General features: G+C 66.5%; 25 protein-coding genes. 20 read left to right on the forward strand and 5 right to left on the reverse strand.

Annotation, left to right across the window (positions count from 1 at the left end; all coding sequences use genetic code 11):
* Positions 1–83: 83 nt before the first annotated feature.
* The gene (locus R2N03_RS04510) at positions 84–1310 is read left to right on the forward strand and encodes an MgtC/SapB family protein (protein ID WP_316655585.1); all 1227 of its coding nucleotides are present in this window, start codon (positions 84–86) and stop codon (positions 1308–1310) included.
* Between the two features lie 159 nt (positions 1311–1469).
* On the opposite strand, the gene R2N03_RS04515 is transcribed toward R2N03_RS04510, so the two are convergent.
* Entirely contained in the window at positions 1470–1937 is a 468-nt protein-coding gene (locus R2N03_RS04515) for a CBS domain-containing protein (RefSeq protein ID WP_316655586.1), read from the reverse strand.
* A 286-nt stretch (positions 1938–2223) separates the two neighbouring features.
* On the opposite strand from R2N03_RS04515, the gene R2N03_RS04520 reads away from it, so the two are divergent.
* The 6 genes from R2N03_RS04520 to R2N03_RS04545 are packed head-to-tail and all read left to right on the forward strand — an operon-like array spanning position 2224 to position 5956.
* A complete protein-coding gene (locus R2N03_RS04520; RefSeq protein WP_316655589.1) occupies positions 2224–2724 on the forward strand; it encodes a universal stress protein in 501 nt (166 codons plus the stop codon).
* A 29-nt stretch (positions 2725–2753) separates the two neighbouring features.
* A complete protein-coding gene (locus R2N03_RS04525) occupies positions 2754–3593 on the forward strand; it encodes a universal stress protein (RefSeq protein WP_316655591.1) in 840 nt (279 codons plus the stop codon).
* A gap of 28 nt (positions 3594–3621) precedes the next feature.
* Positions 3622–4275: a BON domain-containing protein gene (locus tag R2N03_RS04530; protein ID WP_316655592.1), complete on the forward strand. Its 654-nt coding sequence runs from the start codon at positions 3622–3624 to the stop codon at positions 4273–4275.
* Between the two features lie 57 nt (positions 4276–4332).
* Positions 4333–4863 (forward strand): flavodoxin family protein, encoded by a 531-nt coding sequence (locus R2N03_RS04535; protein ID WP_316655594.1) that lies wholly within the window; start codon positions 4333–4335, stop codon positions 4861–4863.
* 44 nt (positions 4864–4907) lie between these two features.
* Positions 4908–5270, forward strand: coding sequence for a TraR/DksA family transcriptional regulator (locus R2N03_RS04540; protein ID WP_316655596.1), 363 nt, complete (start codon positions 4908–4910; stop codon positions 5268–5270).
* A 38-nt stretch (positions 5271–5308) separates the two neighbouring features.
* Complete coding sequence (locus R2N03_RS04545) at positions 5309–5956, forward strand: BON domain-containing protein (RefSeq protein ID WP_316655598.1); 648 nt, start codon at positions 5309–5311, stop codon at positions 5954–5956.
* A 37-nt stretch (positions 5957–5993) separates the two neighbouring features.
* Here R2N03_RS04545 and R2N03_RS04550 read toward each other — a convergent pair whose 3' ends face one another.
* Positions 5994–6791 carry a helix-turn-helix domain-containing protein gene (locus R2N03_RS04550; protein ID WP_316655600.1) on the reverse strand — a complete coding sequence of 266 codons (798 nt, stop codon included), beginning with the start codon at positions 6789–6791 and terminating at the stop codon, positions 5994–5996.
* A 274-nt stretch (positions 6792–7065) separates the two neighbouring features.
* Here R2N03_RS04550 and R2N03_RS04555 point away from each other — a divergent pair, with 274 nt between their 5' ends.
* From R2N03_RS04555 to R2N03_RS04580, 6 genes are all read left to right on the forward strand, one after another.
* Positions 7066–8424 (forward strand): sensor histidine kinase, encoded by a 1359-nt coding sequence (locus R2N03_RS04555; RefSeq protein WP_316655602.1) that lies wholly within the window; start codon positions 7066–7068, stop codon positions 8422–8424.
* Positions 8421–9068, forward strand: a complete 648-nt coding sequence (locus tag R2N03_RS04560; protein WP_316655604.1) for a response regulator — start codon at positions 8421–8423, stop codon at positions 9066–9068. The genes R2N03_RS04555 and R2N03_RS04560 overlap by 4 nt, the downstream gene beginning before the upstream one ends.
* A gap of 192 nt (positions 9069–9260) precedes the next feature.
* Entirely contained in the window at positions 9261–10397 is a 1137-nt protein-coding gene (locus R2N03_RS04565; protein WP_316655606.1) for an ABC transporter permease, read from the forward strand.
* Positions 10394–11098: an ABC transporter ATP-binding protein gene (locus R2N03_RS04570; protein ID WP_316655608.1), complete on the forward strand. Its 705-nt coding sequence runs from the start codon at positions 10394–10396 to the stop codon at positions 11096–11098. Before R2N03_RS04565 ends, R2N03_RS04570 begins: the two co-directional genes overlap by 4 nt.
* Complete coding sequence (locus R2N03_RS04575) at positions 11095–12180, forward strand: HlyD family secretion protein (protein WP_316655610.1); 1086 nt, start codon at positions 11095–11097, stop codon at positions 12178–12180. Before R2N03_RS04570 ends, R2N03_RS04575 begins: the two co-directional genes overlap by 4 nt.
* Positions 12180–13649, forward strand: coding sequence for an efflux transporter outer membrane subunit (locus R2N03_RS04580; RefSeq protein WP_316656570.1), 1470 nt, complete (start codon positions 12180–12182; stop codon positions 13647–13649). Before R2N03_RS04575 ends, R2N03_RS04580 begins: the two co-directional genes overlap by 1 nt.
* Before the next feature lie 35 nt (positions 13650–13684).
* Here R2N03_RS04580 and R2N03_RS04585 read toward each other — a convergent pair whose 3' ends face one another.
* Positions 13685–15250: a bifunctional aminoglycoside phosphotransferase/ATP-binding protein gene (locus R2N03_RS04585; RefSeq protein WP_428984359.1), complete on the reverse strand. Its 1566-nt coding sequence runs from the start codon at positions 15248–15250 to the stop codon at positions 13685–13687.
* Positions 15251–15471: 221 nt separating this feature from the next.
* Between R2N03_RS04585 and R2N03_RS04590 the strand changes: the two genes are divergently transcribed.
* From R2N03_RS04590 to phbB, 3 genes are all read left to right on the forward strand, one after another.
* Complete coding sequence (locus R2N03_RS04590; RefSeq protein ID WP_316655612.1) at positions 15472–16125, forward strand: nitroreductase family protein; 654 nt, start codon at positions 15472–15474, stop codon at positions 16123–16125.
* A 5-nt stretch (positions 16126–16130) separates the two neighbouring features.
* The gene (locus R2N03_RS04595) at positions 16131–16667 is read left to right on the forward strand and encodes a hypothetical protein (RefSeq protein ID WP_316655614.1); all 537 of its coding nucleotides are present in this window, start codon (positions 16131–16133) and stop codon (positions 16665–16667) included.
* 73 nt (positions 16668–16740) lie between these two features.
* On the forward strand, positions 16741–17487 hold the full coding sequence (phbB, locus tag R2N03_RS04600; protein ID WP_316655616.1) for an acetoacetyl-CoA reductase: 747 nt from the start codon (positions 16741–16743) through the stop codon (positions 17485–17487).
* Positions 17488–17536: 49 nt separating this feature from the next.
* On the opposite strand, the gene R2N03_RS04605 is transcribed toward phbB, so the two are convergent.
* Together R2N03_RS04605 and R2N03_RS04610 are read right to left on the reverse strand one after the other, a co-directional pair.
* Positions 17537–17887 (reverse strand): HPF/RaiA family ribosome-associated protein, encoded by a 351-nt coding sequence (locus tag R2N03_RS04605; RefSeq protein WP_316655618.1) that lies wholly within the window; start codon positions 17885–17887, stop codon positions 17537–17539.
* Positions 17888–18101: 214 nt separating this feature from the next.
* The gene (locus R2N03_RS04610) at positions 18102–18605 is read right to left on the reverse strand and encodes a lecithin retinol acyltransferase family protein (RefSeq protein ID WP_316655620.1); all 504 of its coding nucleotides are present in this window, start codon (positions 18603–18605) and stop codon (positions 18102–18104) included.
* Between the two features lie 339 nt (positions 18606–18944).
* On the opposite strand from R2N03_RS04610, the gene R2N03_RS04615 reads away from it, so the two are divergent.
* The 4 genes from R2N03_RS04615 (at position 18945) to R2N03_RS04630 (ending at position 22072) form a co-directional block, all read left to right on the forward strand.
* Complete coding sequence (locus tag R2N03_RS04615) at positions 18945–19367, forward strand: Hsp20/alpha crystallin family protein (protein WP_316655622.1); 423 nt, start codon at positions 18945–18947, stop codon at positions 19365–19367.
* A gap of 30 nt (positions 19368–19397) precedes the next feature.
* Entirely contained in the window at positions 19398–20756 is a 1359-nt protein-coding gene (locus R2N03_RS04620; protein WP_316655624.1) for an MBL fold metallo-hydrolase RNA specificity domain-containing protein, read from the forward strand.
* Positions 20757–20758: 2 nt separating this feature from the next.
* On the forward strand, positions 20759–21724 hold the full coding sequence (locus tag R2N03_RS04625) for a ribose-phosphate pyrophosphokinase (RefSeq protein ID WP_316655626.1): 966 nt from the start codon (positions 20759–20761) through the stop codon (positions 21722–21724).
* A gap of 69 nt (positions 21725–21793) precedes the next feature.
* Positions 21794–22072, forward strand: coding sequence for a DUF1488 family protein (locus tag R2N03_RS04630; RefSeq protein WP_316655628.1), 279 nt, complete (start codon positions 21794–21796; stop codon positions 22070–22072).
* Positions 22073–22077: the final 5 nt, after the last annotated feature.

Here is a 22077-nt window from a genome sequence, read left to right on the forward strand (position 1 = left end):
GCGGACCCGCGGCTGCGTTGGATCAACCGGGGTGGCCGGCTGTGGTTCATACTGGACGCCCGAAAACTGCCGATGCGCCAGCGATGACCTCGTTACTGTCGTTCTCCGTTGCGCTGGGCCTGTCGCTGGCGATCGGCCTTGAGCGAGAGCGTAGCCACACCGGCACGGACGAGCTTCCAGCCGGCATGCGAACGTTTGCCATTGCCGGACTGGCGGGTGCCATTTCCGCGAGCCTGCCGATTCCGCTTGCCGTGCCTGCGGTCGTGCTCGCGGTGACAGTGTTGGCAGCGCTGGGTTATCACCACTCGGCGCAGCAGGACCCAGGTGTCACGACCGAAGTGGCGCTGGTCGCGACGACCTTGCTCGGAGCCTATGCAGTGAGCGCTCCAGAAATGGCGGCAGGCCTCGGAACCGTGCTGCTGGTACTCCTCTATGCCAAGGCCCGCCTGCATCGGTTTGCCCGCACGGTCATCACGCAGCGTGAACTGGCCGACCTGCTGACCCTGGCCGTTGCCGCGCTGCTGGTGTGGCCAGCGGTCCCCGACCGCACCATGGGGCCACTGCATGTATGGAACCCGCATACGCTGTGGCTGGTCGTGCTGCTCGTGATGGTGACCGGTAACGCGGGACATCTGGCGACACGGTGGCTTGGTAGCCGTATCGGGCTGCCGCTCGCGGGGCTGTTCAGCGGCTTTGCTTCCAGCGTTGCAACGATCGCGGCGATGGGCGGGCGGGTGCGTGCGGAGCGATCTTCCATCGAAGGCGCCGTCGCCGCCGCGCTGATGTCCAACGTTGCAACGCTGGCGCAGATGACCTTGCTGGTGGCCGCCATCAATGTGGCTTTGCTGTGGCTCCTGGCCTTGCCGCTGGCAGCCGGTATGGCAGGGATTGGAGGATGGGTGGCCTTCTGGGTCCTGCGCGACAAGTCGCCGGCGCAGGCCGAGGCGGAAAGCGCCACGTCATCGATCGACTGGCGTATCGCGATTGGTTTCGGCTTGTGGACAGCGGCGCTGTTGCTCGTGGCCGCCCTGGCAAGGACGTGGTTTGGCACGGCGGCCGTCGTGGCGGTCACCCTGTTCGGCGGCCTGGCAGATGTGCATGCTGCCACGGCATCCATTGCCTCGCAGACAGCGGACGGGGTGCTTGCGCAGCCCGCCGCTGGCATGCTCATCATGTTGGCCTTCACGGCCAATACGCTCACCAAGCTGGTCGTGGCGTTCAGCGGCGGCAAGGCGTTCGCCGGCCGCGTTGCCGTCGGCCTGCTGACGATGGTGGCCCTGGCCTGGGCCGTCTTCCTGCTTTGGCGGTGATCCGTCCCACCCGATGCCCAGCGGTCAGTCGAGCGGGAATCAACAGATCGGCCCCCTCATCAGCGGTGGCAGGCCCGGGCAGCCCACCCGCGCCGGCACCTTCCCGGACGCGGCCAGCGCTACCTGGCCATGCCGATTACGAGATGGAGAACGCCGAGGCTAGATCGTCAGGTACGACGGCGCCTGCGACGTCGACTCTGAACAGCGGTCTCGGCCCAGGATGCCGGCGAGCAACGTCCATTCGCCTCCCATCGCGCGGATCGTGTCGTCCAATGTGAGCATGCCGATCAGCCGCTGCTGCTCGTCGATCACCGCCAGCCGGTGCAGGCCGTGGCCCAGCATCGTGCGCAGCGCCTCGCTGATGACGGCGTGTCCCTGAATGGTCAGTACGCCGTGGGTCATCACCTCGGCCACGGTGGCCAGGGTGCAGTCGTCGTGGTCGGCAATGCCATGCACCACCATGTCGCGGTCGGTCACGATGCCGACCACCCGCATGCCCGACACACGAGGCTCGGTGACGAACAACGCGCGCAGGCTTTGGTCCCGCATCAGCCGAGCGGCCGTCTGCAGCGTCGTCGACGCCGAGACGTGGACGATGCGGCGCGAGCAAATCTCGTCAACCCTCATGCTGGACTCCGTTGCACATACGTCTTCACTATAAGGACGGGGCACCCCCGGATGTTGATCCTGCACAAGGTGTGATGCCCCTGCCCGAGGGTCGCCGTGGCAGCGAACTGCCGCCGAGTCTAGCGGGCGTCGCAAGCCACCCCTTGAGGCAGATCAAGCCGCTCTCGCGCGGCGCGGGCATGGGCAAACGCTGATGTAAATCAAGGGGCCGGCCGCCAGTTGATCCAACATGGAACCAAGCAAGCCGAGGCAGGGGCATTCGGCCCGTTTGATGTGGAGGCTCACCATGTACGACAGGATCCTGGTTGCGGTCGACGGCAGCGAAACCGCCGATCGCGCCCTTGACGAGGCGATCCAGCTTGCCCTCAAGCTTGACTCGGAGTTGGTCATCGCTCACGTGATCGACAACAGCTACCTCAAGTACGACGTGGGCTACATCGACGTGCGCGGGTTTACCGACGCGCTGATCGACCAGGGTAAGCAATTTGTTGCCGCGGGCCGCGCCAAGGCCGAGAAAGCCGGCGTTCGGGTCAAGACCGTCGTCGTGGACGATCCGATCGGCACCTTTGACATTGGCTACGCCATTGAACAGACCGCGCACGATACCGATGCCCAAGCGATCGTGCTCGGCACGCATGGCCGGCGCGGCTTCAGGCGGATGCTGCTGGGCAGTGTGGCGGAGAGCGTCGTGCGGCAGAGCCGCTTGCCGGTGCTGCTCGTGCGCGCCGTCGAGGCCCAAGCCGAGCCTGTCGATACACAACCGCTTTCGAACGTCGTCATCGCCTAGCCCGGCGCCCAACGGCAGAAGGAACCGCTATGAGTTATGCCAGCGTGATGGTGCATCTGGACGCAAGCGAGGGTGCGGTGCACCGCTTGCATCTCGCCATGGAGTACGCCAAGGCGCACCGCGCCAGGCTGATCGGCGTCTATGCGAGCTTCATGCCGAGCCCCGACTGGTTCTACATGATGGATGGGGCGGCGCGTTACCTGGAAGAAGACCGCCATCGACGGGATCTCGTGCGCGATGTCATGCATGGCAATTTTCGCGAGGCCACCGCGTCGATGGCGGACCAGGTCGAATGGCGCGCCGTCGAGGGTGACCCACTGGCGCTCGTGCTGCGTGAAGCGCGCGAGGCCGATCTGCTGGTCGTTGGCCAGCGCAACCCGGATGATCCGGCCAGCTTCGTCGCGGCCGATTTTGTCGAGACACTCCTCCTGGAAGCCGGCCGGCCCGTGCTGGCGGTGCCTTATGCGGGGCACTTTGCCAATGTGGCAAAGCGCGTGCTGGTGGCGTGGAGCGGCGGGCGGGAATCGGCGCGTGCGCTGCACGATGCCATGCCGTTGATGCGAGGCGCCACGGTTCACGTGTTGCAGATGATGGGCGACCGTCCGCCGCACTGGGCCGAAGAGACGACCGTCGGCCAGGTTGCGCGCGCACTGAAGATGCATGGCATTGAAGCCACCGTTGAAGAGGTGCGTTGCGTGGAATCCGATATCGCGATCGGGGAGATGCTGCTGTCTCGCGCCTCCGACTTCAACGCCGATCTCATCGTGATGGGCGCGTACGGGCATAGCCGCCTGCGCGAACTGGTACTGGGCGGGGTGACGCGCACGTTGCTGGGCACCATGACGGTGCCGGTGCTGTTGTCGCACTGAGTCCGGGCGTGGACCGAAGGAGAACGGCATGAAAGGCGACATTCAACTCAAGAGCGACGTGGAAGAGGAGTTGCAATGGGATCCGGCGGTCGATGCCGACCGCCTTGCCGTTCGCGTCAAGGACGGCGTCGTCACGCTCTCGGGCAACGTCGATGCCTTTGCCGACAAGGCAGCGGCCGAGGAGGCCGTGCGGCGCGTCTCGGGGGTCACGGCGCTGGTAGTGCATGTGGACGTGAGGGTGCCGCCCGAGATGCAGCGCCCGGATGAAGAGATTGCCCGGGCCATCGGCGACGCGCTGCACTGGAACACCTCCGTGCCCGAGGGCGCCGTTTCCGTGACCGTCGACGACGGCGCCGTGACCTTGCGCGGCGAAGTCGACCAGGATTTTCAGCGCCGTGCCGCACTGGACACCGTGCGCAGGGTGCGTGGCGTCCGGTCGGTGGCCAATGCGCTGACGATGCGCAATGCCGCTGGCCCGGCGGACCTGTCCCAACGCATCACCAAGGCACTGGAGCGCCAGGCGGTGCTGGATGCCGCGCGGGTGCACGTGTCGGTGGCCGATGGCACCGTGACGCTCACCGGGGCGCTGCGCAATCTCAACGAGTGCCGTGCCGCCCGCGAGGCCGCGTGGGATGCCCCCGGCGTGCGTGCCGTCATCGACCACCTGTGGGTGAAGGTCTGATCGGTCAAGCCGCGCAAACCGCGCAAACCGCGCAAACCGCAAGCCCAGGAGTTCGCCATGAACAGAACACTGATTGTGTATTACTCGCGCACCGGCACTGCCCGCCTGGTGGCCGAACAGATGGCGGCGCAGAGCGGCTGGCCGTTGGCCGAAGTGACCGATGAACATCCGCGAGCGGGCTTCATGGGCGACCTTCGGTGCGTCGTTGAAACCCTGCTGGGCAAGCACGCGCGCTACCACTATGCAGGGCCCGATCTCGAGTCATTCGATCAGGTCGTGGTACTTGCACCCATCTGGATGGGTCACCTTGCCTCACCCATGCGGGATTTCCTGAAAGACCAGATGCCGCTGCCCGCGCATCTTTCCGTGGTGTGCGTGATGGCCGCACGCGGTGCGTTCCGGGCCGTGGAGGAGATCGCGCAGATCACTGCGTCGATCCCCACGCCGGTGCTGGCACTGTGCCAGCGCGATGTGTTGAGCGGGCTTTCGCAAGAAGAGGTCGCGGGGTTCATCGATCAGGTGCGGGTCGCTGGCCATTGGGGGCAGACAAAGCGGCGCCCGGCGTGGCTGTCGCCCTCGGAGGCATGAGACTGCCCATGGACGGGGATCAACAGGGGAAAGGGGAGACGGGCATGACCCATTTGACCGACGCGCAATGGAAGCAGCTCAATGCGTTGCTCGATGAGCACGAGAGCCGCGTGCGCCGACAGCTGGCTGGCGTCATTTCCAGTGCGCCACCGCCGATGGCGGCGGAGCCGTTTGAAGACGCCGACCTGGCGGCACAGGAAACCAGCGAACTCGCCGGCGACGTCATGCTGGCGCACTATCGGCAGGAGCTGGCCGACATTGAAGCGAGCCGCAAGCGCATGCGTGAGCACCGGTACGGTGTCTGCGTGGACTGCGGCGATGCCATCCCGTTCCTGCGACTGCAGGCCCAGCCCACTGCGGAGCGTTGCGTTGCCTGCCAGGCGGCCCGGGAACGCCACTGGGCGTAATGCAAGTGCAAGCGAACCACCGAGGCATGGAGGCTGACATGAAGAGTGATCTGGGCATCAAGCAGGACGTGAGCGATGAGCTCCTGTGGGAACCCGCCGTGGATGCGGCGGCGATCGGCGTGGAGGTCGATCACGGCGTGGTGACCCTGACCGGCCACGTGCAGAGCTACACGGAAAAGCTGGCTGCCGAGCACGCTGCGGAACGGGTGGCGGGTGTGCGGGGCGTGGTCCAGAAGATCGAAGTCCGCCTACCCGGTACGCATGCGGACGAGGACATCGCGTACGCGGCGCGATCTGCCCTGGAGTGGCACGCCAGCCTGCCGTCGAACCGTATCGAGGTGCTGGTCGAGAACGGTTGGGTGACCCTGTCCGGCGAGGTTGACTGGCCCTACCAGAGCGAACTGGCCGCGCGCGCGGTCGGGTCGTTACGCGGGGTAGGGGGGCTCATCAACCGGCTGAAGATCAAGGAGCGGCTCGTGCCGACCGACGTGACGCAGCAGATCGGAGCCGCGCTGCGCCGGCATGCCGAACGTGAAGCCAGCCATATCCAGGTGTCTGTGCAGGGGAGCACGGTCACGCTGAGCGGGCGCATCGATTCGGCTGCCGAGCGTCGTGCCGCCATGGGCGCCGCGTGGTCGGCGCCGGGCGTGACGGAAGTCATCGATCATCTGCAGCTGGCCCCCTGACCCGGCCACGGGGATGGCGCCGCATGGGATCGACAACTCAGAGGGCGCCGAGCGCATCCGGATCGAGCAGTTCAATCCGCTTGCCTTCAACGGTGAGCCAGCCCTCGCGCTGGAAGCGGGACAACGCGCGGCTGACGGTTTCCAGCTGCATGCCGAGGTAGCTGCCGATTTCGTCGCGCGTCATGCGCAGGGTGAAGCTCGATGGCGAATAGCCGCGCGCCTGCATGCGCGCAGACAGGTTCAGCAGGAAGGTCGCCACGCGCGCCTCGGCGGTCAGCCCTGCCAGCAGCAGCATCAGCCCGGATTCGCGGACGATCTCCTCGGCCAGCAGTTGATGCAGCCGATGCTGCAGCGGGCGGATGTCCTGGCAAAGATCTTCCACGCAATGGAATGGCATCGAGCAGACGGTGCTGTCTTCCAGGGCAATCGCGTCACAGGTGTGCTGGTCAGCCGCAATGCCATCGAGGCCCAGCGTTTCGCCGGGGAACTGGAATCCGGTGACGTGATTTGAGCCGTTGGGGTGCGACACCACTGTCTTGAACGAACCGGAACGGATGGCGTAGATCGAGTGGAAGGTGTCGCCGGCGCGGAACAGCGCCTCGCCCTTGCCGACCTTGCGCCACGTGTGGACCATGCGCTCCAGGTGCGTGCGCTGTGCCGAGGGTACGGCATTGGTCAGGCATGCCCAATGCATGACGCAGTTGGCGCATTGGCTCTGCAGCGCGGGGTCCATCGGCACGTGGGCGTTGATATCACGCACCAGCTTGAGCGTGGCGACGGGGGCGGGGCGTTCCACATCGGTCTGGGGGCGGGCTTCGAGGGCATTCGGAATCATGGATGTCTCTCCTGAGGGGGCGGGCGTGCTGCGTTCGGCCTCTGATCGCCGACAGTCTGGCTGTGGCGGCGTCCGTATGCGTAGTATCAGAGCGCTTGGCCTTGATCGAAATCAGGCAGCGCTGAGAGTCGCGTCGGCGTGCGCTGCGGCGCTGTCAGGAATCCCTGACAACAGCCGCCGGGTGCGGCGACGCCTCCGTCACTTGGCTCATTCCATTCGGCGCCCAGATGCATTAAGGTTGGACATCTCTATCTGATCGGGGCGGCGCTCAGCAATGGAGCCACACGGGCAAGTCGGGCATTCCGCGCCGGCGTCGCGGCGGCGCGTGCTGCAGTTGCATTCCACGCCGGCGGAACTGCTCGCCGGTGCGGTGGCCATTCTGCTGCTGTTCGTGTCGGCAGCCTGGCTGGTATCGGCGGTCATTCCGCGTGCGCGCGGTGCGGCCGTCGTGTTGCTTGCCGGGGCTTGTATCGCCGCCGTCCTGGCCCTCACGTTCTATTGGTTCCGGCTGCGCATGCTGCGCGCCACCGTGAGCGACTATCTCGCCTACCTCGAAAAGAGCGAAGCCCGTCTCGCCGGCATCATCCGCTCGTCCATGGAGGCGATCATCTCGGTGGACGACGCGCAGCGCATCGTCCTCTTCAACCCGATGGCCGAAACGCTCTTCGGCTGCCCGGCCAGCCACGCCATCGGCCGCCCGCTGGCTGATTTCATCCCCGAGCGGTTTCGCAGCGCCCACGAGGCCCATGTTCGCCGCTTTGGCGTGACCGGCGTCTCGGAACGCCAGATGGGCAAGCAGCGTGCGTTGTTCGCCCTGCACGCGGACGGCCGGGAGTTTCCGATCGAGGCATCCATCTCGCAGATCGAGGACAGCGGCACCAAGCTGTTCACGGTGATGCTGCGCGACACGACCGAGCGCATGCGGGCCGAGGCAGCGCTGCGGCGCTCGCAGGAAGAACTGCAGCACCTGTCCGACAGCATTCTGGCGGCGCGCGAAGAGGAGCGGCGCCGCATCGCCCGCGAACTCCATGACGACCTGGGGCAGCGCCTGAGCGCCCTGAAGATGGATCTCTCCCTGCTGGGGGCGGATCTTCATGCGGCGGGCACGCCCGGCGCGCTGACCGCCCAGACGCTGGCCATGCAGCGCGTGATCGATGAGACCATCGCCGCCGTACGCCAGATTTCAGCCGATCTGCGTCCGCCGCTGCTCGACGAACTGGGGCTGGTGCCTGCCATCGAATGGATCGCCAAGAATGTCCGCCAGCGCTTTGGACTGGTCATCCATGTGCAGGCCGAAGAGGTGCCGATGGATGAACGCTCGGCCATCTCGGTGTTCCGGATCGTGCAGGAGGCGCTGAACAATGTCGTGCGCCATGCCGACGCCACGCGTGTCGAGATCCAGTTTGGCCGCAAGGGTGACATGATGGAGCTGGACATCCAGGACAACGGCCGCGGATGGAGCGGCGCACCGCCAGCCGTGGGGGCGCGCCGGCCACTTGGGCTGCTTGGTATCCGAGAGCGGGCGCGGCAACTCGGCGGCCAGGCCACGACGTCGCATGCGCTGGACAGCGGTTTCCGATTGACGGTGCGGTTTCCGGCCGCCCAAGAACGCACCGAGGAGAGCCGCCCATGATCCGCGTGATGATCGCCGACGATCACGCCGTGATGCGCGACGGCGTGCGCCATATTCTGGAGCGGGCTGGCGATTTCGATGTCGTCTGCGAAGCCTCCGACGGCACGCAGGTGCTGCAACTGGTGCGCGACCATCAGCCGCGCGTGATTGTGCTGGATCTGTCCATGCCGGGGCGCAACGGACTGGAACTGGTGCGTCAACTGCATGCGGACCATCCCGGCGTCAGGGTGCTGGTGCTCACCATGCATGCGGAGGAGCAGTACATCGCGCGCGCGTTCCGTGCCGGGGCAGCGGCCTACCTCACCAAGGAAAGTGCTGCGACCGAGCTGGTCGCGGCCCTGCAGAAGGTCGCTAGTGGCGGTACCTATGTCAGCCCTGCCATGGCCGAAAAGCTTGCGCACAGCCTGGGCGAAGCCAACGACGAGGCGGCCCATACCCGGCTGTCGGACCGCGAGATGGAGGTCTACCGCAGGCTGGTGCAGGGCGAGGCCCTGACCGAGATCGCCACCAGCCTGTGCGTCAGCGCCAAGACCATCAGCACCTACAAGATGCGGCTGATGGACAAGCTGCAGCTCTCGAGCGAGGCAGCGCTCGTGCGCTACGCGATACGCCACCATTTGTTCTCGGACGAAGACACGCTGTAACCGCTCCATTGCCATGCGCGGCGTGGTCGTCACGTCCGGCGCGCACACTGCGCGGAAGTTTTTTCCCCTTGCGGCACGTCAAGGAGGAACGCCGGTCGCGCGCTATCGTGAAGGCACGTGCATCGGCGCCGGGTCAGATGCTGCCTTCGGGCCTGGCTCCGGCTACCCCCTGCATGACCAACAGGGGGTCACGTGCCAGCCATCCTCAGACTCGCCTACAAGCTGCTGGTCAATGACAAGGCCAAGCTGAGCGGCTTGCTGGTGGGCATCACGTTCGCGGTGTTCCTGATGATCGAGATGACCTCGCTCTTTGCGGGCGTGCTCAACCGGTCGTCTTCGGCCGTGTACAACATTGGCGCGCGCATGTGGGTCATGGACCCGGCCGTCAACACGGTCGCCAACACGATCGGCATGCCCGACTACGTGCTCGACGCCGTGCGCAGCATCGACGGTGTGAAATTTGCCGTGCCGCTGTATTCGGGCGGCGCGCTGGTGCGCCTGGCCAGTGGCACCTACCAGCCGGTCTCGGTCGTCGGCATCGATGACGCCACCTTGTTCGGCCGCCCGCGCATGCTCAGCGGCCGCATCGAGGATGTGTACGGCGAGAACGGCTTCATCGTCATGCAGGACGCCGAGTTCGGCAAGCTCGAGAACCCGCATATCGGCACCGAGTTCGAGATCAACGACCATCGCGGCGTGATCGTCGGCATCGGCAAGGTCGTGACCAGCGGCCTGTTCGGCGTGCCGACGCTGTACACCACGTACCGCCGTGCCGTGCAATACCTGCCCGGCACGCGCTACACGATGTCCTACGTTCTGGTCGAACCCAAGAGCGATGCCGACATCGCCGGCATCGAGCGCGCGGTGGGCAGGCTTGGCTACCGCGCGCTGACCAAGGAAGAGTTCATCAGCCGCATCTCGCATTTCTACACCTACCAGACCGGCCTCGGTACCAACATCCTGCTGATGACGGTGATCAGCTTTGTCGTCGGGCTGTCGATCTCGGGGCAGACGTTCTATACGTTCATCCTGGAGAACCTGGAACGCTTCGGCGCGCTCAAGGCCATCGGCGCCAAGGGGCATGAGCTGGTGATGATGATCGTATTCCAGGCCACCTTCGTGGCCTTGCTTGGCTATGGTCTGGGGATCGGCCTGTGCTCGGCATCCATTGCGCTGGTCCGGCTGCGGATTCCCGACTACGCCGCCATGATCACCTTCACCAACCTGCTGCTTGCGCTTGTCATGGTGATCATCATTGCCGCGATCTCGGGCTACATCGGCGTGCGCAAGGTGCTGCGCATCGAGCCCTTCGACATTTTCCGGGGATGATCGTGGCCAATGTCGCCATTGCCGCGCAGGGCATCGACAAATGGTTCGGCGAGGGCGAGGCGCGCACGCGGGCGCTCAATGCAGTCAGCTTCGAGGCTTACTTCAACGAGATGCTGTTCATCGTGGGCCCGTCGGGCAGCGGCAAGACCACGTTGCTGAGCGTGATCTCCGGCATCCTGCGTCCGGATGACGGCCGTGCCGTGGTCGACGGCGTCGATATCTGGAAGCTGGGAGCCGATGCCCTGGCGGAATTCCGCCTGCGCAAGATCGGCTTTGTGTTCCAGGATTACCACCTGTTTCCGCGCTTGACCACGGTCGAGAACGTGGCCATTCCGCTGGTGCTGCGTCATATGGATTGGGACCAGGCGCTGGCGCAGGGCATGCAGTACCTCGACGTGGTCGGCCTGAAGAATCGCGCGCAACTGCCGCCGGTCAAGCTGAGCGGCGGCGAGCAGCAGCGCGTGGCCATCGCACGCGCCATCGTCACGCAGCCGGACATCCTGATCCTGGACGAACCGACGGCCTCGCTCGACGGCGATACGGGCCGCACGATCATGCAATTCGTCAAGACGCAGATCCTCAACGCGCAGCGCTGCATTGTGATCGTGACGCACGATGCGCGCATCCTGGACATGGCCAGCCGCATCCTCAACATGGAGGACGGCCGCCTGAGCCACATTGAACGTGGGGCCTCGCAATGAAGATCCGGTGGTTGATGATCCTGGCCGTGCTCGGCTTGCTTGCGGGCATCGGGGCTGCCATCTATTACGGGCGGCAGAGCCCGCCCTTGCCGCCGGTGTTCAAGGCGGCGTCCAACCCTTATGCCACCGGCATCTACGCGAATGGCATCATCGAAAGCGATCAGTCCAGCGGCGCCAACCTGAACCTGTACGCCGAGGTGTCGGGCACCGTGGCGCGCATTCTCGTGCAGGAAGGTCAGACAGTGAAGCAGGGCGACGCGCTGATCCAGGTCGAGGATTCCGTCCAGCGCGCGCTGGCGGCACAGCAACAGTCGCAGGCCGAAGCCGCCGACGCCCAGTTGAGCGCATTGACCGCCCAGCCGCGCAAGGAAACGCTTGAGGTCGCGCGCGCGCAGGTCACCGCGGCAGAAGCGGGCCTTCGGACGGTGCAGGACCAACTGGACAAGCTGGAGGCAGCCGCCCGCCTCAATCCGAGGGCCGTCAGCCGCGATGCGATGGACAACGCCGCCAATGCCGTACGCGTGGCACACGGCAACCTCGCCGTCGCGCAGCGGCAGTATGAGCTCACGCGCGCGGGCGCGTGGATCTACGACGTGCGCTCGCTCCAGAAGCAGCGCGACGCGCTGCAGAAAGGCGCCGCAGCGGCCAACGCCCTGCTCGGGAAGTATGTCGTCCGCGCGCCGGTCGATGGCGTCGTGATGTCGGTCAACACCTCGCCCGGGGCGTATGTTTCCGCGCAGGGCACCTACGATGCCTACACGCGCAGCTACGTGCCGCTCGTGATGATGCGATCCGGGCAGGGCAAGCTGGCCGTACGCGTGTATGTGGACGAGATCCTTGTGCATCGTCTCCCGCCGGGCAAGGTGCAGGCCCGCATGTTCTTCCGTGGCACCGATGTGAGCGTGCCGCTGGAGTTCGTGCGCGTGCAGCCCTACATCTCGCCGAAGGTGCAGCTTTCTGACCAACGCTCGGAACGCGTCGACGTGCGTGTGCTGCCGTTGCTGTTCCGTTTCGCACAGCCAGCGAACCTCATGGTGTATCCGGGGCAGCTGGTCGATGTCTATCTGCAGGGGGCATCGTGATGAAGGCGGCGCGCTGCACGGCCACCAGCCTGGCGGCCATCGCGCTTGCGGGCGGGTGCGCCGTGGGGCCGGATTTCCATCGGCCGCCCGCGCCCGATGTGAACCGATACCTGCGCCAGGGGGATCCGGTGGAATCCGCTCTGGCCGACGGTGTCGTCCAGCGCTTTGCGGCGGCGTCGGTGCCCGCCGACTGGTGGCGTGCCTTCGGCAGCCCGCCGCTCGATACGGTGATGGAGGCGGCCATCCTTGCCAATCCGACAGTGCAGCAGGCAGAAGCCAAGCTGCGCGAGGCGCAAGACCTGCTGCGGGCCGGCGCTGGCGTGTTCTATCCGCAGGTGTCGGCTTCGGCAGCGGTGTCGCGCCAGGCGGTGGTGCCCGCCAGGCTGGGGCAGGCGGGGCCCGCCAGCCTCTTTACCCTCTGGACGCTCGGGCCGAGCGTCAGCTATGCGCTGGATCTCTTCGGCGGCAACCGGCGCGCCGTGGAAGCCCTGGCCGCGCAGGCCGAGGGCCAGCGGTACGCGCTGGCGGCGGCTTACCTTACCCTGACGGGCAATCTGGCCAACGCTGTGATCGCCCGCGCCGCATACGCCGCGCAAATCGACACCACGCAGCGCTTGATCGGGGTGGTACGCGAGCAGGTGGACATCGCGCATGCGCAAGTCGAGGCCGGTGTCGCTGCGCATGCCAGTGAACTGACCCTTGCCGCGCAGTTGGGCTCGCTGGAAGCGTCGCTCGCGCCGCTGGAGCAGAAGCGCGATCAGGCCACGCATCTGGAGGCCGTGCTGACGGGACGGTTTCCGGCCCAGGCGGATGCCGCGGACGTGGCGTTGGCCGGTCTGGCGTTGCCGCCCGATCTGCCCCGCCTGGTGCCATCAGAGCTGGTGCGCCAGCGGCCGGACGTGCTGGCAGCCCAGGCACGCTTGCATGAGGCGAGCGCGCAGGTCGGTGTTGCCACTGCTGCGATGTTGCCGAGCCTCACCCTCAGCGCGGACTACGCACGCATGTCGAGCACCGGCGCGGGCCTGTTCGGCGCACCGGCCGCCGCCTGGAGCCTGGGTGCCAGCCTGATGGCGCCGCTGTTCGAGGGCGGAACGCTGGTCTACCGGCGCAGCGCGGCGCAAGAGGCTCTGCAGGCAGCGGATGCCGACTACCGGCAGGTCGTGCTGGGCGCCTTCCAGCAGGTGGCGGATGTCCTGCGCGCGCTAGAACACGACGCTGTGCAAGTCGATGCGCAGTTGCGTGCCGAATCGGCTGCGCGCGATGCGCTGGATGAAATCCACGCGGAGTATCTCGCCGGCGTGGCAAGTTACCTCCAGGTGCTGAGCGCCGATCAGCAGTATCAGCAAGCGGTGCTCGGCACCGTGCAGGCCCGGGCCCAACGCCTGCAGGACACCGTTGCCCTGTTCCTCGCGTTGGGTGGTGGCTGGCGCAACGCGGCGCCGTCCGTGGCCGGTGCGCCTGGCCCCTGAGCAAGGCGGCCGCAACCCGCCCGTTCACTTCGCGTTCATCGGGCTGCCGGCGGGCGCTGGACCCAGGCCAACACCGGAGACGTGCCCGCGGGAATGACACGGGCCTGCTCTACATCCGAAAGGGCCTGCTCGCTCGCGATCTGTCGTTCCAGCACGGACAGATCCGCTTCGGAGGCATCCGTGCCTCGCTGTGCCCTTTCCACGACGCGTGCGCGCAGGACATCGGGTGCGGCGCCGCAATCCGCAATGGCAACGGGCACGCCAAGGCGCTCTGCCAGCGCGAAGAAGCGCGCGCGGTGCCGGCTCGCCAGGAAGGTGGCATCGGCAATCATGGGAAACCCCGCACACGCGCCAATCCTGCAAATGGCGGCCAGTCGCCGATAGGTCCGGTCGACCGCATGCGGCGTGTAACGGTCGGCGCCGGTGGGGTGTCGGCTGCGCCGGCGTTCGGTATCGGATCGCACGCGGATCATGCGCTCGGCCTCCGCGAGCGCCGCGGCGCGGGTGGATTTGCCGCTGCCCGACAGGCCGTGCATCAGGATGAGGCATCCGTCATGCCGCGTCAGCAGCGACACCGCGAGATCGAGCAGCCCGTGCGCCTCGCGGCGCTGCGCGGCGGCCTGTTCGGGCGCATTGGCAAGCTGCCGCGCGCGCTCGAGCAGCACGCGGGCACGCACCAGCGCGCGCATGGCGGCATAGAAGGGCAGGACCGCGAGCCCGCCATAGTCGGCGCTGGATTCGACGTAGCGGTTGATGAGGCGGTACGCAAGTTCGGGCAGCTCCAACGCCAGCAGATCCATGAACAGGAATGCCGTGTCATGCATGGTGTCGATCCACCGCAGCGGCGCGGAGAACTCCAGGCAATCGAACGGCGTTGGCCGCGTGCCGATCAGGACAATGTTGCCCAGGTGAAGATCGCCATGGCATTCGCGGATATGCCCGGTGCGCCTGCGTGAGCGGAAGGCGCTGTCGAGCCGCTCGGCGTGCCGGCGAAGCAGCGACACGGCGGTCGATGCCTGCAGCGGGTCGGTGGTCAGCGCGAGCAGTCCGGCTGCGCAGTCCTCCAGCGTGCGACGGATGCGCGCGGGGGTTCCGTAGTCGGTATCCGGGGCAGCCGTGGGCGCTGCACGATGGAAATCGGCAACCAGATCGGCCAGCGGGTCGATCTGCTCCGGGCCAAGCCGCCGTTCGCATGCCATGGCACGCAAGACATCGCGCTGGTGAAAGCGCCGCATGCGGACGGCGTATTCCACGGCAGGCCCTTGCCCGCCGACACGGATGGCCATGGTGCCCTGGTCGCGCGTGATCGGGATGACGCCCAGGTAGAGGTCAGGCGCGAGCGCGCGATTGAGCCGCCATTCCTCTTCGCAATCGGCGCGGCGCGCGGCCAGGGATGAAAAGTCGACGAAGTCGAGTGCGACCGGCTTGCGGACCTTATAAGCGAATTCGCCCGCGAGAAACACCCACGACAGATGCGTCTCGATCATCCGGGGTTGTGCGGCCGGGTGCGGGTAGGCGGCCGGCTCCAGCATGCCGGCGATCCATGCCTCGGCCTGCGGGTCGGGTGCTGTGGGGCGTGTGCAGCCTCGTTGGTCCACCATGCGCGTCCCTCCTGAGCGTCACTATCGTGTGTGCACGCCAATGTGTCGCTGATGCAGATCAACGTGAGCCGGGGGGCACGGCACCTGCCGCGATGCGTCACGCTCGATCCTTGCGGACCGGTTGACCGGCATCAATGCTAACCGCCATTGCCTGACTACGCTCAAGCAGTCGGGTCGTGTTGCCTTGCTGCCCTGTCTCCATGTGTTCTGAGGTCGACGCCATGAGCGAAACCACGCTGCTCTCTTATGAACCCGCGCACGGAGTGCTGCCTGCGCCGACCGGGCACACGCCGCCCGCCACGATGGAACTGCCCGCGCCGCACCTGGGCGGGGGTGCCGTGCTGATGACCGCGCTTGCGCAACGCAAGAGCGTGCGGGCATTCTCAACGGCACCGCTCTCCCTGCAGCAGCTCAGTGAACTGCTGTGGGCGGCGGATGGCGTCAACCGGCCCGAGATCCGTGGCCGTACCGCGCCGTCGCCACATGGCCTGAATGTGATCGACATCTATGCAGCGCTGCCGGAGGGGGTCTACCGCTATGAACCCGTACCGCATCGCCTCGTGCTCCGGCGTGCGGTCGATGCGCGCAACCTGACGGGGTATCAGGACTTTGTCAGTCAGGCGCCGCTGGATATCGTCTATGTCATCAACCACGCTCGCGCCGATCAGTTGCCGCCGCCCCAGCGTGCGTCGTTTGCCGCGGTCACCGCCGGCGCCATCTGCCAGAACGTGTCGCTGTACTGCGCCTCGGCCGGCCTTGCCACGGTCGTGCGGGGCTGGATCAACCATCGGCTGCTGGCCGAAGCGCTGTCGCTCAACGAGGATGAAGTGCCGGTGCTGGCGCAGACCGTCGGGCATCCGCAACCCGGTGCATGAGGCGGATGATGGCTCGGATCGTCGTTTTCCTGCTCTGGGTCGTACTGGCGCAAGCCGCGCTGGCGGCCGGCGGAGCGTATGCAAGCGAGCCCGAGGCCATGCCCGCACCCGAAGTCCGCTTCGAGGGCGACATCGCCTATGTCTCGGGCGGGGTGGGGCGCGACGAACGCAAGGCGATGCATGCGATGGCGCGCCGCTTCAACGTCCGGCTCAACCTGGTGTCGGCGAAGGGCGGCGAGGCGTTGTCCGATGTCGACGTGTCGGTTGTCGACGAGCATGGACGGCTGCGTCTGCGGATGCGCACGATGGGACCCTTGCTGTATCTGAAGTTGCCAGACGGGCGCTATCAGCTCAACACGGCATACCGGGGCGGCATGCACGCGGTCACGCTCACGGCAGGCCCGCAGCCGGTCGACATGATCATCCGGTTGCCAGCCGTGCCCGGCCCGGACGAATGGCTGCTTTGCAAGACCGGGTGTTCGCGCGTTGTGCCGCGCGCCCCGCCCGGCGCCGGGGGACAAGCCTCGCGCCGTGATCCTTGAGCCCTGTTGCGCGGCCCGTGTGTCGGGCCGCCGGCAACCGGCTCGTCAAATGCGTCCATCAGAAGAGGTGAACATGACAGCAGGCCGAATTGCGCTCATCACGGGCGGCATGGGCGGGTTGGGCGAAGCCATGGCGGTCCGACTGCACGCGCAGGGATTCCAGGTGGTGGTCACGCACTCCTTGGGCAACGCCAACGTGGCCACCTGGCTGGCGGGGCAGGAAGCCAGTGGCCGCGTGTTTCCTGCCTTTGCGGTCGATGTGGCAAGTTACGACGCGTGCCAGCGGTGCGCCGCAGAAGTGCTGTCAAAGGTCGGGCCGGTCGACGTCCTGATCAACAACGCCGGCATCACGCAGGACGTGACGTTCAAGCGCATGACGCTCGAGGCGTGGCGCAACGTCCTGGCCACGGATCTCGATTCGGTCTTCAACATGACCAAGCCGTTCTATAAAGGGATGATCGAGCGTGGCTGGGGCCGCATCGTCAACATCTCGTCCGTCAACGGGTCGAAGGGCGCTTTCGGGCAGACCAATTATTCAGCGGCCAAGGCCGGCATCCATGGCTTTACCAAGGCGCTGGCACTCGAATGCGCGGCCAGGGGCGTGACGGTCAATACCGTATCGCCGGGCTACCTGGCGACCCGCATGACGCGCGACGTGCCCGCCGATGTCATGCAGCAGCGCATCCTTCCGCAGATCCCGCTGGGCCGTCTTGGGCAGCCTGCGGAGGTGGCCGCGCTGGTGGCCTTCCTCTGCTCCGAGGACGCTGCCTACATCACCGGCGCGAACATTGCCGTCAACGGCGGCCTGCACATGCAGTAGCCCACCGCACGCGCCGCCCGGGCGCATGGCTCCGGGCGGCAGGCGTACGTCATGCGCTTTCGGTCTGGCCTGCCGCCCGGCCGCCGTGGCCGGGATGCTGCCGTTGCGCGGCTTCGACGAGCATGCGTTCCACGTGCGAGAACGCCTCACGCAGTGCAAGGTAGGGGTCTTCCTCCGCCGTGGTGCTGGAGATGTGGTCGCTCAGCGGGGTCGTCACATCGACGTGCACGGTGAAAGGCCTGCCCTGCTGCTGATGCCGGGCAGTCTGGACCAGGCTGACGCGGCAGCGGGTGATGTGGCTGCGCAGCCGTTCCAGGCGGGTGATCTGATGGGTGATGGCGTCTTCGACCGCTTTGGAGTGCGGCAGACCTTGAAACGAGATATCGACGGGAATCGTCACGGGGAACTCCATTGAGCAGGCCGCGCAGCAACACGCTGCGCCGGTCTGGCGCGCGCCCCAGGGCAGCCTGTCTGCGCGATCCAGCAGCTTCATTTTTCCCGTCTAGCGGGATGGCGGTTTGATACGCGTCAACGCTGCCCCGTTTTGATGCTGCGCCGCACACTGGTCTGTGCCGCCGCAGGCACTGTTTCGCGCGGTCCATGCTGCTGGCGCCTCACGTCGCGCGCGGGCTGGCCTGCAGCGTGCGCCAAGGCACCGGCATGGCCGCCATGAACAGTCCGGCGGCGGCTCGCAGGGCGCGCGCCGGGCTCTTGAGGCAGGCGTTGACCTGTTCGCTGCGGCACTCGCCAAACAGGCACCATGCGCAGAAGTGCTCGCAGTTGTTGGTCAGCAACCGGTAGTTGCTTTCGCCCAGACGGGAGCCGGCGCGGCGCGCAACCTCGGCGCCCTCGTATCGGGGATGGCGGTCCGTCCTGACATGAACCGGGTGTCCGCAGGCGAAGGCGTCCGTGGAAACCCGCTCCACCGGGCCGCGCCGGTGCCCGTGGCAGAAGCCCGCGTAGTGGATCACCTGCCCATCGCCGACATAGATGCCGTGGTGCTCATACCCCTCGCGCTGCGTGACAAGGTGCGCGCCCAACGAGAAGAATAGGGTATCGGCGGCAGCATCACTGCGGGTGCCGCGCAAGTTGCGGTCTTCATGATGGTTGGGGTGCATGGCGGACTCCCGTCGCTCCGTGGGGCGCTTGCGCAACCGTCGCACTGCGCGATGGCGTGAACCCAGTATTGGCTGCGCCAGGGCGCCCGTCATGCAGGCTGGTCTGAGAATCCTGTCGGAAGGCCGGCCGGTGCTGTCAGTCAACCCTGACAACGCGTGTCGCCAGCCGCCGCGGCATGCCGCCTGGGCGTGCAGGAGAGGACACATCGCCAGGCCTTTGCTGCCGGGGTTTCCGGTCGTTGATCTGCCGCAAGGCCCCCCCTGTCTGCCGTGCCACGATGAATGGGTCGGCAGGCACTTGCCCGCACGTCCTTTCAAACCATTCATCAGGAGGCAGCCATGAGCCAACTCAGGCGTTACGACCCGTTTGCCATCGAACCGGTGGGCGATCTGTTCCAGGGGTTGCTGCGCTCGTTCCAGGGCAACATGGAGCGTGCCTTGCCGTTCAAGGTGGACGTGACAGAATCGGACACCTCATATGCGGTGGTCGCGGAGATCCCGGGCGCCAGGAAGGAAGATATCGACGTCACGGTGGATCGCGGGACGGTCATGATTGCCGCCAAGGTCGAGCGCCAGACCGAGAAGAAGGAAGGCGAGCGCGTCATCCGCAGCGAGCGCTACAGTGGGTCCATGCAGCGCATGTTCACGCTGGACGCCGCCATCGATGAAAGCAAGGTCGAGGCGACGTACGAGAACGGGTTGCTTCGCCTGACGCTGCCGAAGAAAGAGGCCTCGCAGCAGCAGCGGATCACCATCCGTTGAGCGAACGATCAAGAAGAAAGGGGGGGAACCGTGCGGCTGCAGTTTCTCGGGGCCACCGATACGGTGACCGGCTCAAAGTATGTGCTGGAGACCGCCAGGCATCGCGTGATGGTCGATTGCGGGCTGTTCCAGGGCTACAAGTCCTTGCGGCTGCGCAACTGGGACAAGCTGGCTGTCAACCCGCATCACGTCGATGCGGTGGTGCTGACCCATGCGCACATTGACCACAGCGGCTACCTGCCCCTGCTGGTCCGCAACGGCTTTCGCGGCCCGGTCTACTGCACCAAGGGCACGGCAGAGCTGTGCAACATCCTGCTGCCCGACAGCGCGCGGCTCGCTGTCGAAGATGCCCAGTACGCCAATGCGCACGGCTTCTCGCGCCATCATCCCGCCTTGCCGCTCTACGACGAAAACGATGCCGCCAAGGCGCTGCACAAGCTGCACCCGGTGGCATATGGAGAGCGCTTCCCGGTGGTGGAAGGCGTGGAAGGGGAGTTCCACCGCGCCGGGCACATCATCGGCGCGGCCACGGTGACGTTGTTTGCAGACGGCCAGCGCCTTGTCTTCTCCGGCGATCTGGGACGCCAGGTCGATCCGGTCATGCGCCCGCCCGAGCTTGTGGCGGAGGCCGATACGCTGCTGGTCGAATCGACGTATGGCGATCGCCTGCATCCGGCGGGTGACCCGCTCGAGGTGCTGGAGAACATCGTGCGGCGGACCATTGGCCAGGGTGGCACGTTGCTGATCCCGGCATTTGCGGTCGGGCGTACCCAGGAGCTGCTGTTCTGCCTGTACCAGTTGATCCGCACACACCGGATTCCGCATGTGCCGATCTATCTCGACAGCCCGATGGCCGAACGCGCGACCGAGGTGTTTGCCCGCCATATCGACGACTTGCACATCGACGTGGCGGACTGCCAGGCGGCGTGTGCGCTGGCCATTCCGGTCCAGAGCCCGCAGCAGTCGATGCACCTGGGAAGCGACCGTGCGCCGAAGATCATTCTGGCCGCCAGCGGCATGGCCACGGGTGGCCGGGTGCTGCATCACCTCAAGAGCTTTGGCGGCGGGCGGCGCAATGCGATCCTGATGTCCGGCTTCCAGGCGGCGGGCACGCGGGGCGCGGCCCTGCTGGCCGGCCAGCGCGAGTTGCGCGTGCACGGCCGCGACATCGCTATCCGTGCGACGGTCGAACAGATTGCCAACCTTTCCGCTCATGCCGATGCCGAGGAGGTGATGGTCTGGCTGCGCGGCTTCACACGTGCGCCGCGGCAGACGTTCATCGTGCACGGCGAGCCGGCCGCCAGCGATGCCATGCGCCAACGCATCGAGCGCGAACTGCAGTGGCCGGTGTGCATGCCAGAGTATCGGCAGACCTATCCGCTGGGCTGAAGATGGAACCCCTGGCCGCGCTGGCTCCGACGGCTGTCACTGCGGGCGGAAGGCGCATCGTGCTTGCCATGCCAGGCAACGAGGCCACGGCGGTCGGGCTGGTGACCCGGCTGGGCGCCGACCGCGGCCGCGCCGAGGTGAAGCACTTTCCCGATGGCGAGTCCTTTGTACGGCTGCTCACGCCCGTGACCGATGCCGACGTCGTCATCGTATGCACGCTGGACCGGCCGGATGACAAGGTGCTGTCGCTGCTGTGGCTGGCCATTGCCGCCCGCGAGGGCGGTGCGCGGCGTGTGGGGCTGGTTGCCCCGTATCTGGCCTACATGCGGCAGGACGCCGTCTTTCAGGCCGGAGAGATCCGCGCGGCGCAGCACTTTGCCGCATTGCTGAGCGGCCATTTCGATTGGGTGGTGACCGTTGATCCGCACCTGCATCGGATTCCGACGCTGTCGGAAATTTTCCGAGTCCCCGCGGTGGCGGTGCAGGCCGCTCCGGCATTGGCGGCGTGGGTGCGTGCGCAGGTGCCCCATCCGTTTCTCGTCGGGCCGGACGAGGAGAGCCGCCAGTGGGTCGAGCAGGTCGCGGCGTTGTGCGATGTGCCTTGGACGGTGCTGAGCAAGGTCCGCCGCGGGGCGTGGAGCGTCGACGTATCGGCCGTTGCGGCGGGGCAGGGGGCGGGGCGCACGCCGGTGTTGATCGACGACATCATTTCCACCGGCCGGACGCTCATTGCCGCGGCGTGGCAATTGCAGCGGGCGGGGTTGCCGCGCCCGTATTGCGTGGCTGTCCATGCCGTGTTTGCCGGCAGCGCCTACAACGAGCTGAGGAGTGCGGCGCAAGACGTCGTTACCGCCGACTCCATCGCGCATCCGTCCAACTGCATTGCGCTGGCGCAGCCCCTCGCCGATGCGATTGCGCCGCTGTTTGATCTACCTCTGACCGACGCCACAACCCGGCTTGATCGTTGAAGACGGGCCTTCTACGCTGGCGGTAAAGAATGGCAGAGAGCGGAACCCCAACCCCCCGTGGGATGCACCATGAAACAGATCGAGTTCTCAACCGGCGAGCCGACGTACTGCGCGGCCGGTCCGGTCCTGCAATGTGGCGCGTCGGTGGATGGCAGCAGCGCAAGCTACGCCATCACCGCAGAGGCGCTTGAAGACCACTTCGGTGCGCGGTCGTGTCGCTCCGAAGACTTGGTGCAGGCGTTTTTCGGCCACCGCAGCGACATCGAGGCCGTGGCCCGCGCGATGTTCGAGCTGACCGGGTCAAAGCAGATCACCCTGCACAGCGGTCACTTTCGCTTTCCCGTGTGACGCCT

The organism is Ralstonia condita (assembly GCF_958405655.1).
Classification (GTDB): domain Bacteria; phylum Pseudomonadota; class Gammaproteobacteria; order Burkholderiales; family Burkholderiaceae; genus Ralstonia; species Ralstonia condita.

Excerpts from the sequence above, each read along its gene's own strand:
- R2N03_RS04510 (WP_316655585.1), top strand. The coding sequence starts at position 84 with ATGACCTCGTTACTGTCGTTCTCCGTTGCGCTGGGCCTGTCGCTGGCG.
- R2N03_RS04570 (WP_316655608.1), top strand. The coding sequence starts at position 10,394 with ATGATCGTGGCCAATGTCGCCATTGCCGCGCAGGGCATCGACAAATGG.
- R2N03_RS04575 (WP_316655610.1), top strand. The coding sequence starts at position 11,095 with ATGAAGATCCGGTGGTTGATGATCCTGGCCGTGCTCGGCTTGCTTGCG.
- R2N03_RS04595 (WP_316655614.1), top strand. The coding sequence starts at position 16,131 with ATGATGGCTCGGATCGTCGTTTTCCTGCTCTGGGTCGTACTGGCGCAA.
- R2N03_RS04615 (WP_316655622.1), top strand. The coding sequence starts at position 18,945 with ATGAGCCAACTCAGGCGTTACGACCCGTTTGCCATCGAACCGGTGGGC.
- R2N03_RS04540 (WP_316655596.1), top strand. The coding sequence starts at position 4,908 with ATGACCCATTTGACCGACGCGCAATGGAAGCAGCTCAATGCGTTGCTC.
- R2N03_RS04580 (WP_316656570.1), top strand. The coding sequence starts at position 12,180 with ATGAAGGCGGCGCGCTGCACGGCCACCAGCCTGGCGGCCATCGCGCTT.
- R2N03_RS04530 (WP_316655592.1), top strand. The coding sequence starts at position 3,622 with ATGAAAGGCGACATTCAACTCAAGAGCGACGTGGAAGAGGAGTTGCAA.
- R2N03_RS04520 (WP_316655589.1), top strand. The coding sequence starts at position 2,224 with ATGTACGACAGGATCCTGGTTGCGGTCGACGGCAGCGAAACCGCCGAT.
- R2N03_RS04525 (WP_316655591.1), top strand. The coding sequence starts at position 2,754 with ATGAGTTATGCCAGCGTGATGGTGCATCTGGACGCAAGCGAGGGTGCG.
- phbB (WP_316655616.1), top strand. The coding sequence starts at position 16,741 with ATGACAGCAGGCCGAATTGCGCTCATCACGGGCGGCATGGGCGGGTTG.
- R2N03_RS04630 (WP_316655628.1), top strand. The coding sequence starts at position 21,794 with ATGAAACAGATCGAGTTCTCAACCGGCGAGCCGACGTACTGCGCGGCC.
- R2N03_RS04585 (WP_428984359.1), bottom strand. The coding sequence starts at position 15,250 with ATGGTGGACCAACGAGGCTGCACACGCCCCACAGCACCCGACCCGCAG.
- R2N03_RS04515 (WP_316655586.1), bottom strand. The coding sequence starts at position 1,937 with ATGAGGGTTGACGAGATTTGCTCGCGCCGCATCGTCCACGTCTCGGCG.
- R2N03_RS04610 (WP_316655620.1), bottom strand. The coding sequence starts at position 18,605 with ATGCACCCCAACCATCATGAAGACCGCAACTTGCGCGGCACCCGCAGT.
- R2N03_RS04590 (WP_316655612.1), top strand. The coding sequence starts at position 15,472 with ATGAGCGAAACCACGCTGCTCTCTTATGAACCCGCGCACGGAGTGCTG.
- R2N03_RS04625 (WP_316655626.1), top strand. The coding sequence starts at position 20,759 with ATGGAACCCCTGGCCGCGCTGGCTCCGACGGCTGTCACTGCGGGCGGA.
- R2N03_RS04535 (WP_316655594.1), top strand. The coding sequence starts at position 4,333 with ATGAACAGAACACTGATTGTGTATTACTCGCGCACCGGCACTGCCCGC.
- R2N03_RS04545 (WP_316655598.1), top strand. The coding sequence starts at position 5,309 with ATGAAGAGTGATCTGGGCATCAAGCAGGACGTGAGCGATGAGCTCCTG.
- R2N03_RS04550 (WP_316655600.1), bottom strand. The coding sequence starts at position 6,791 with ATGATTCCGAATGCCCTCGAAGCCCGCCCCCAGACCGATGTGGAACGC.
- R2N03_RS04560 (WP_316655604.1), top strand. The coding sequence starts at position 8,421 with ATGATCCGCGTGATGATCGCCGACGATCACGCCGTGATGCGCGACGGC.
- R2N03_RS04555 (WP_316655602.1), top strand. The coding sequence starts at position 7,066 with ATGGAGCCACACGGGCAAGTCGGGCATTCCGCGCCGGCGTCGCGGCGG.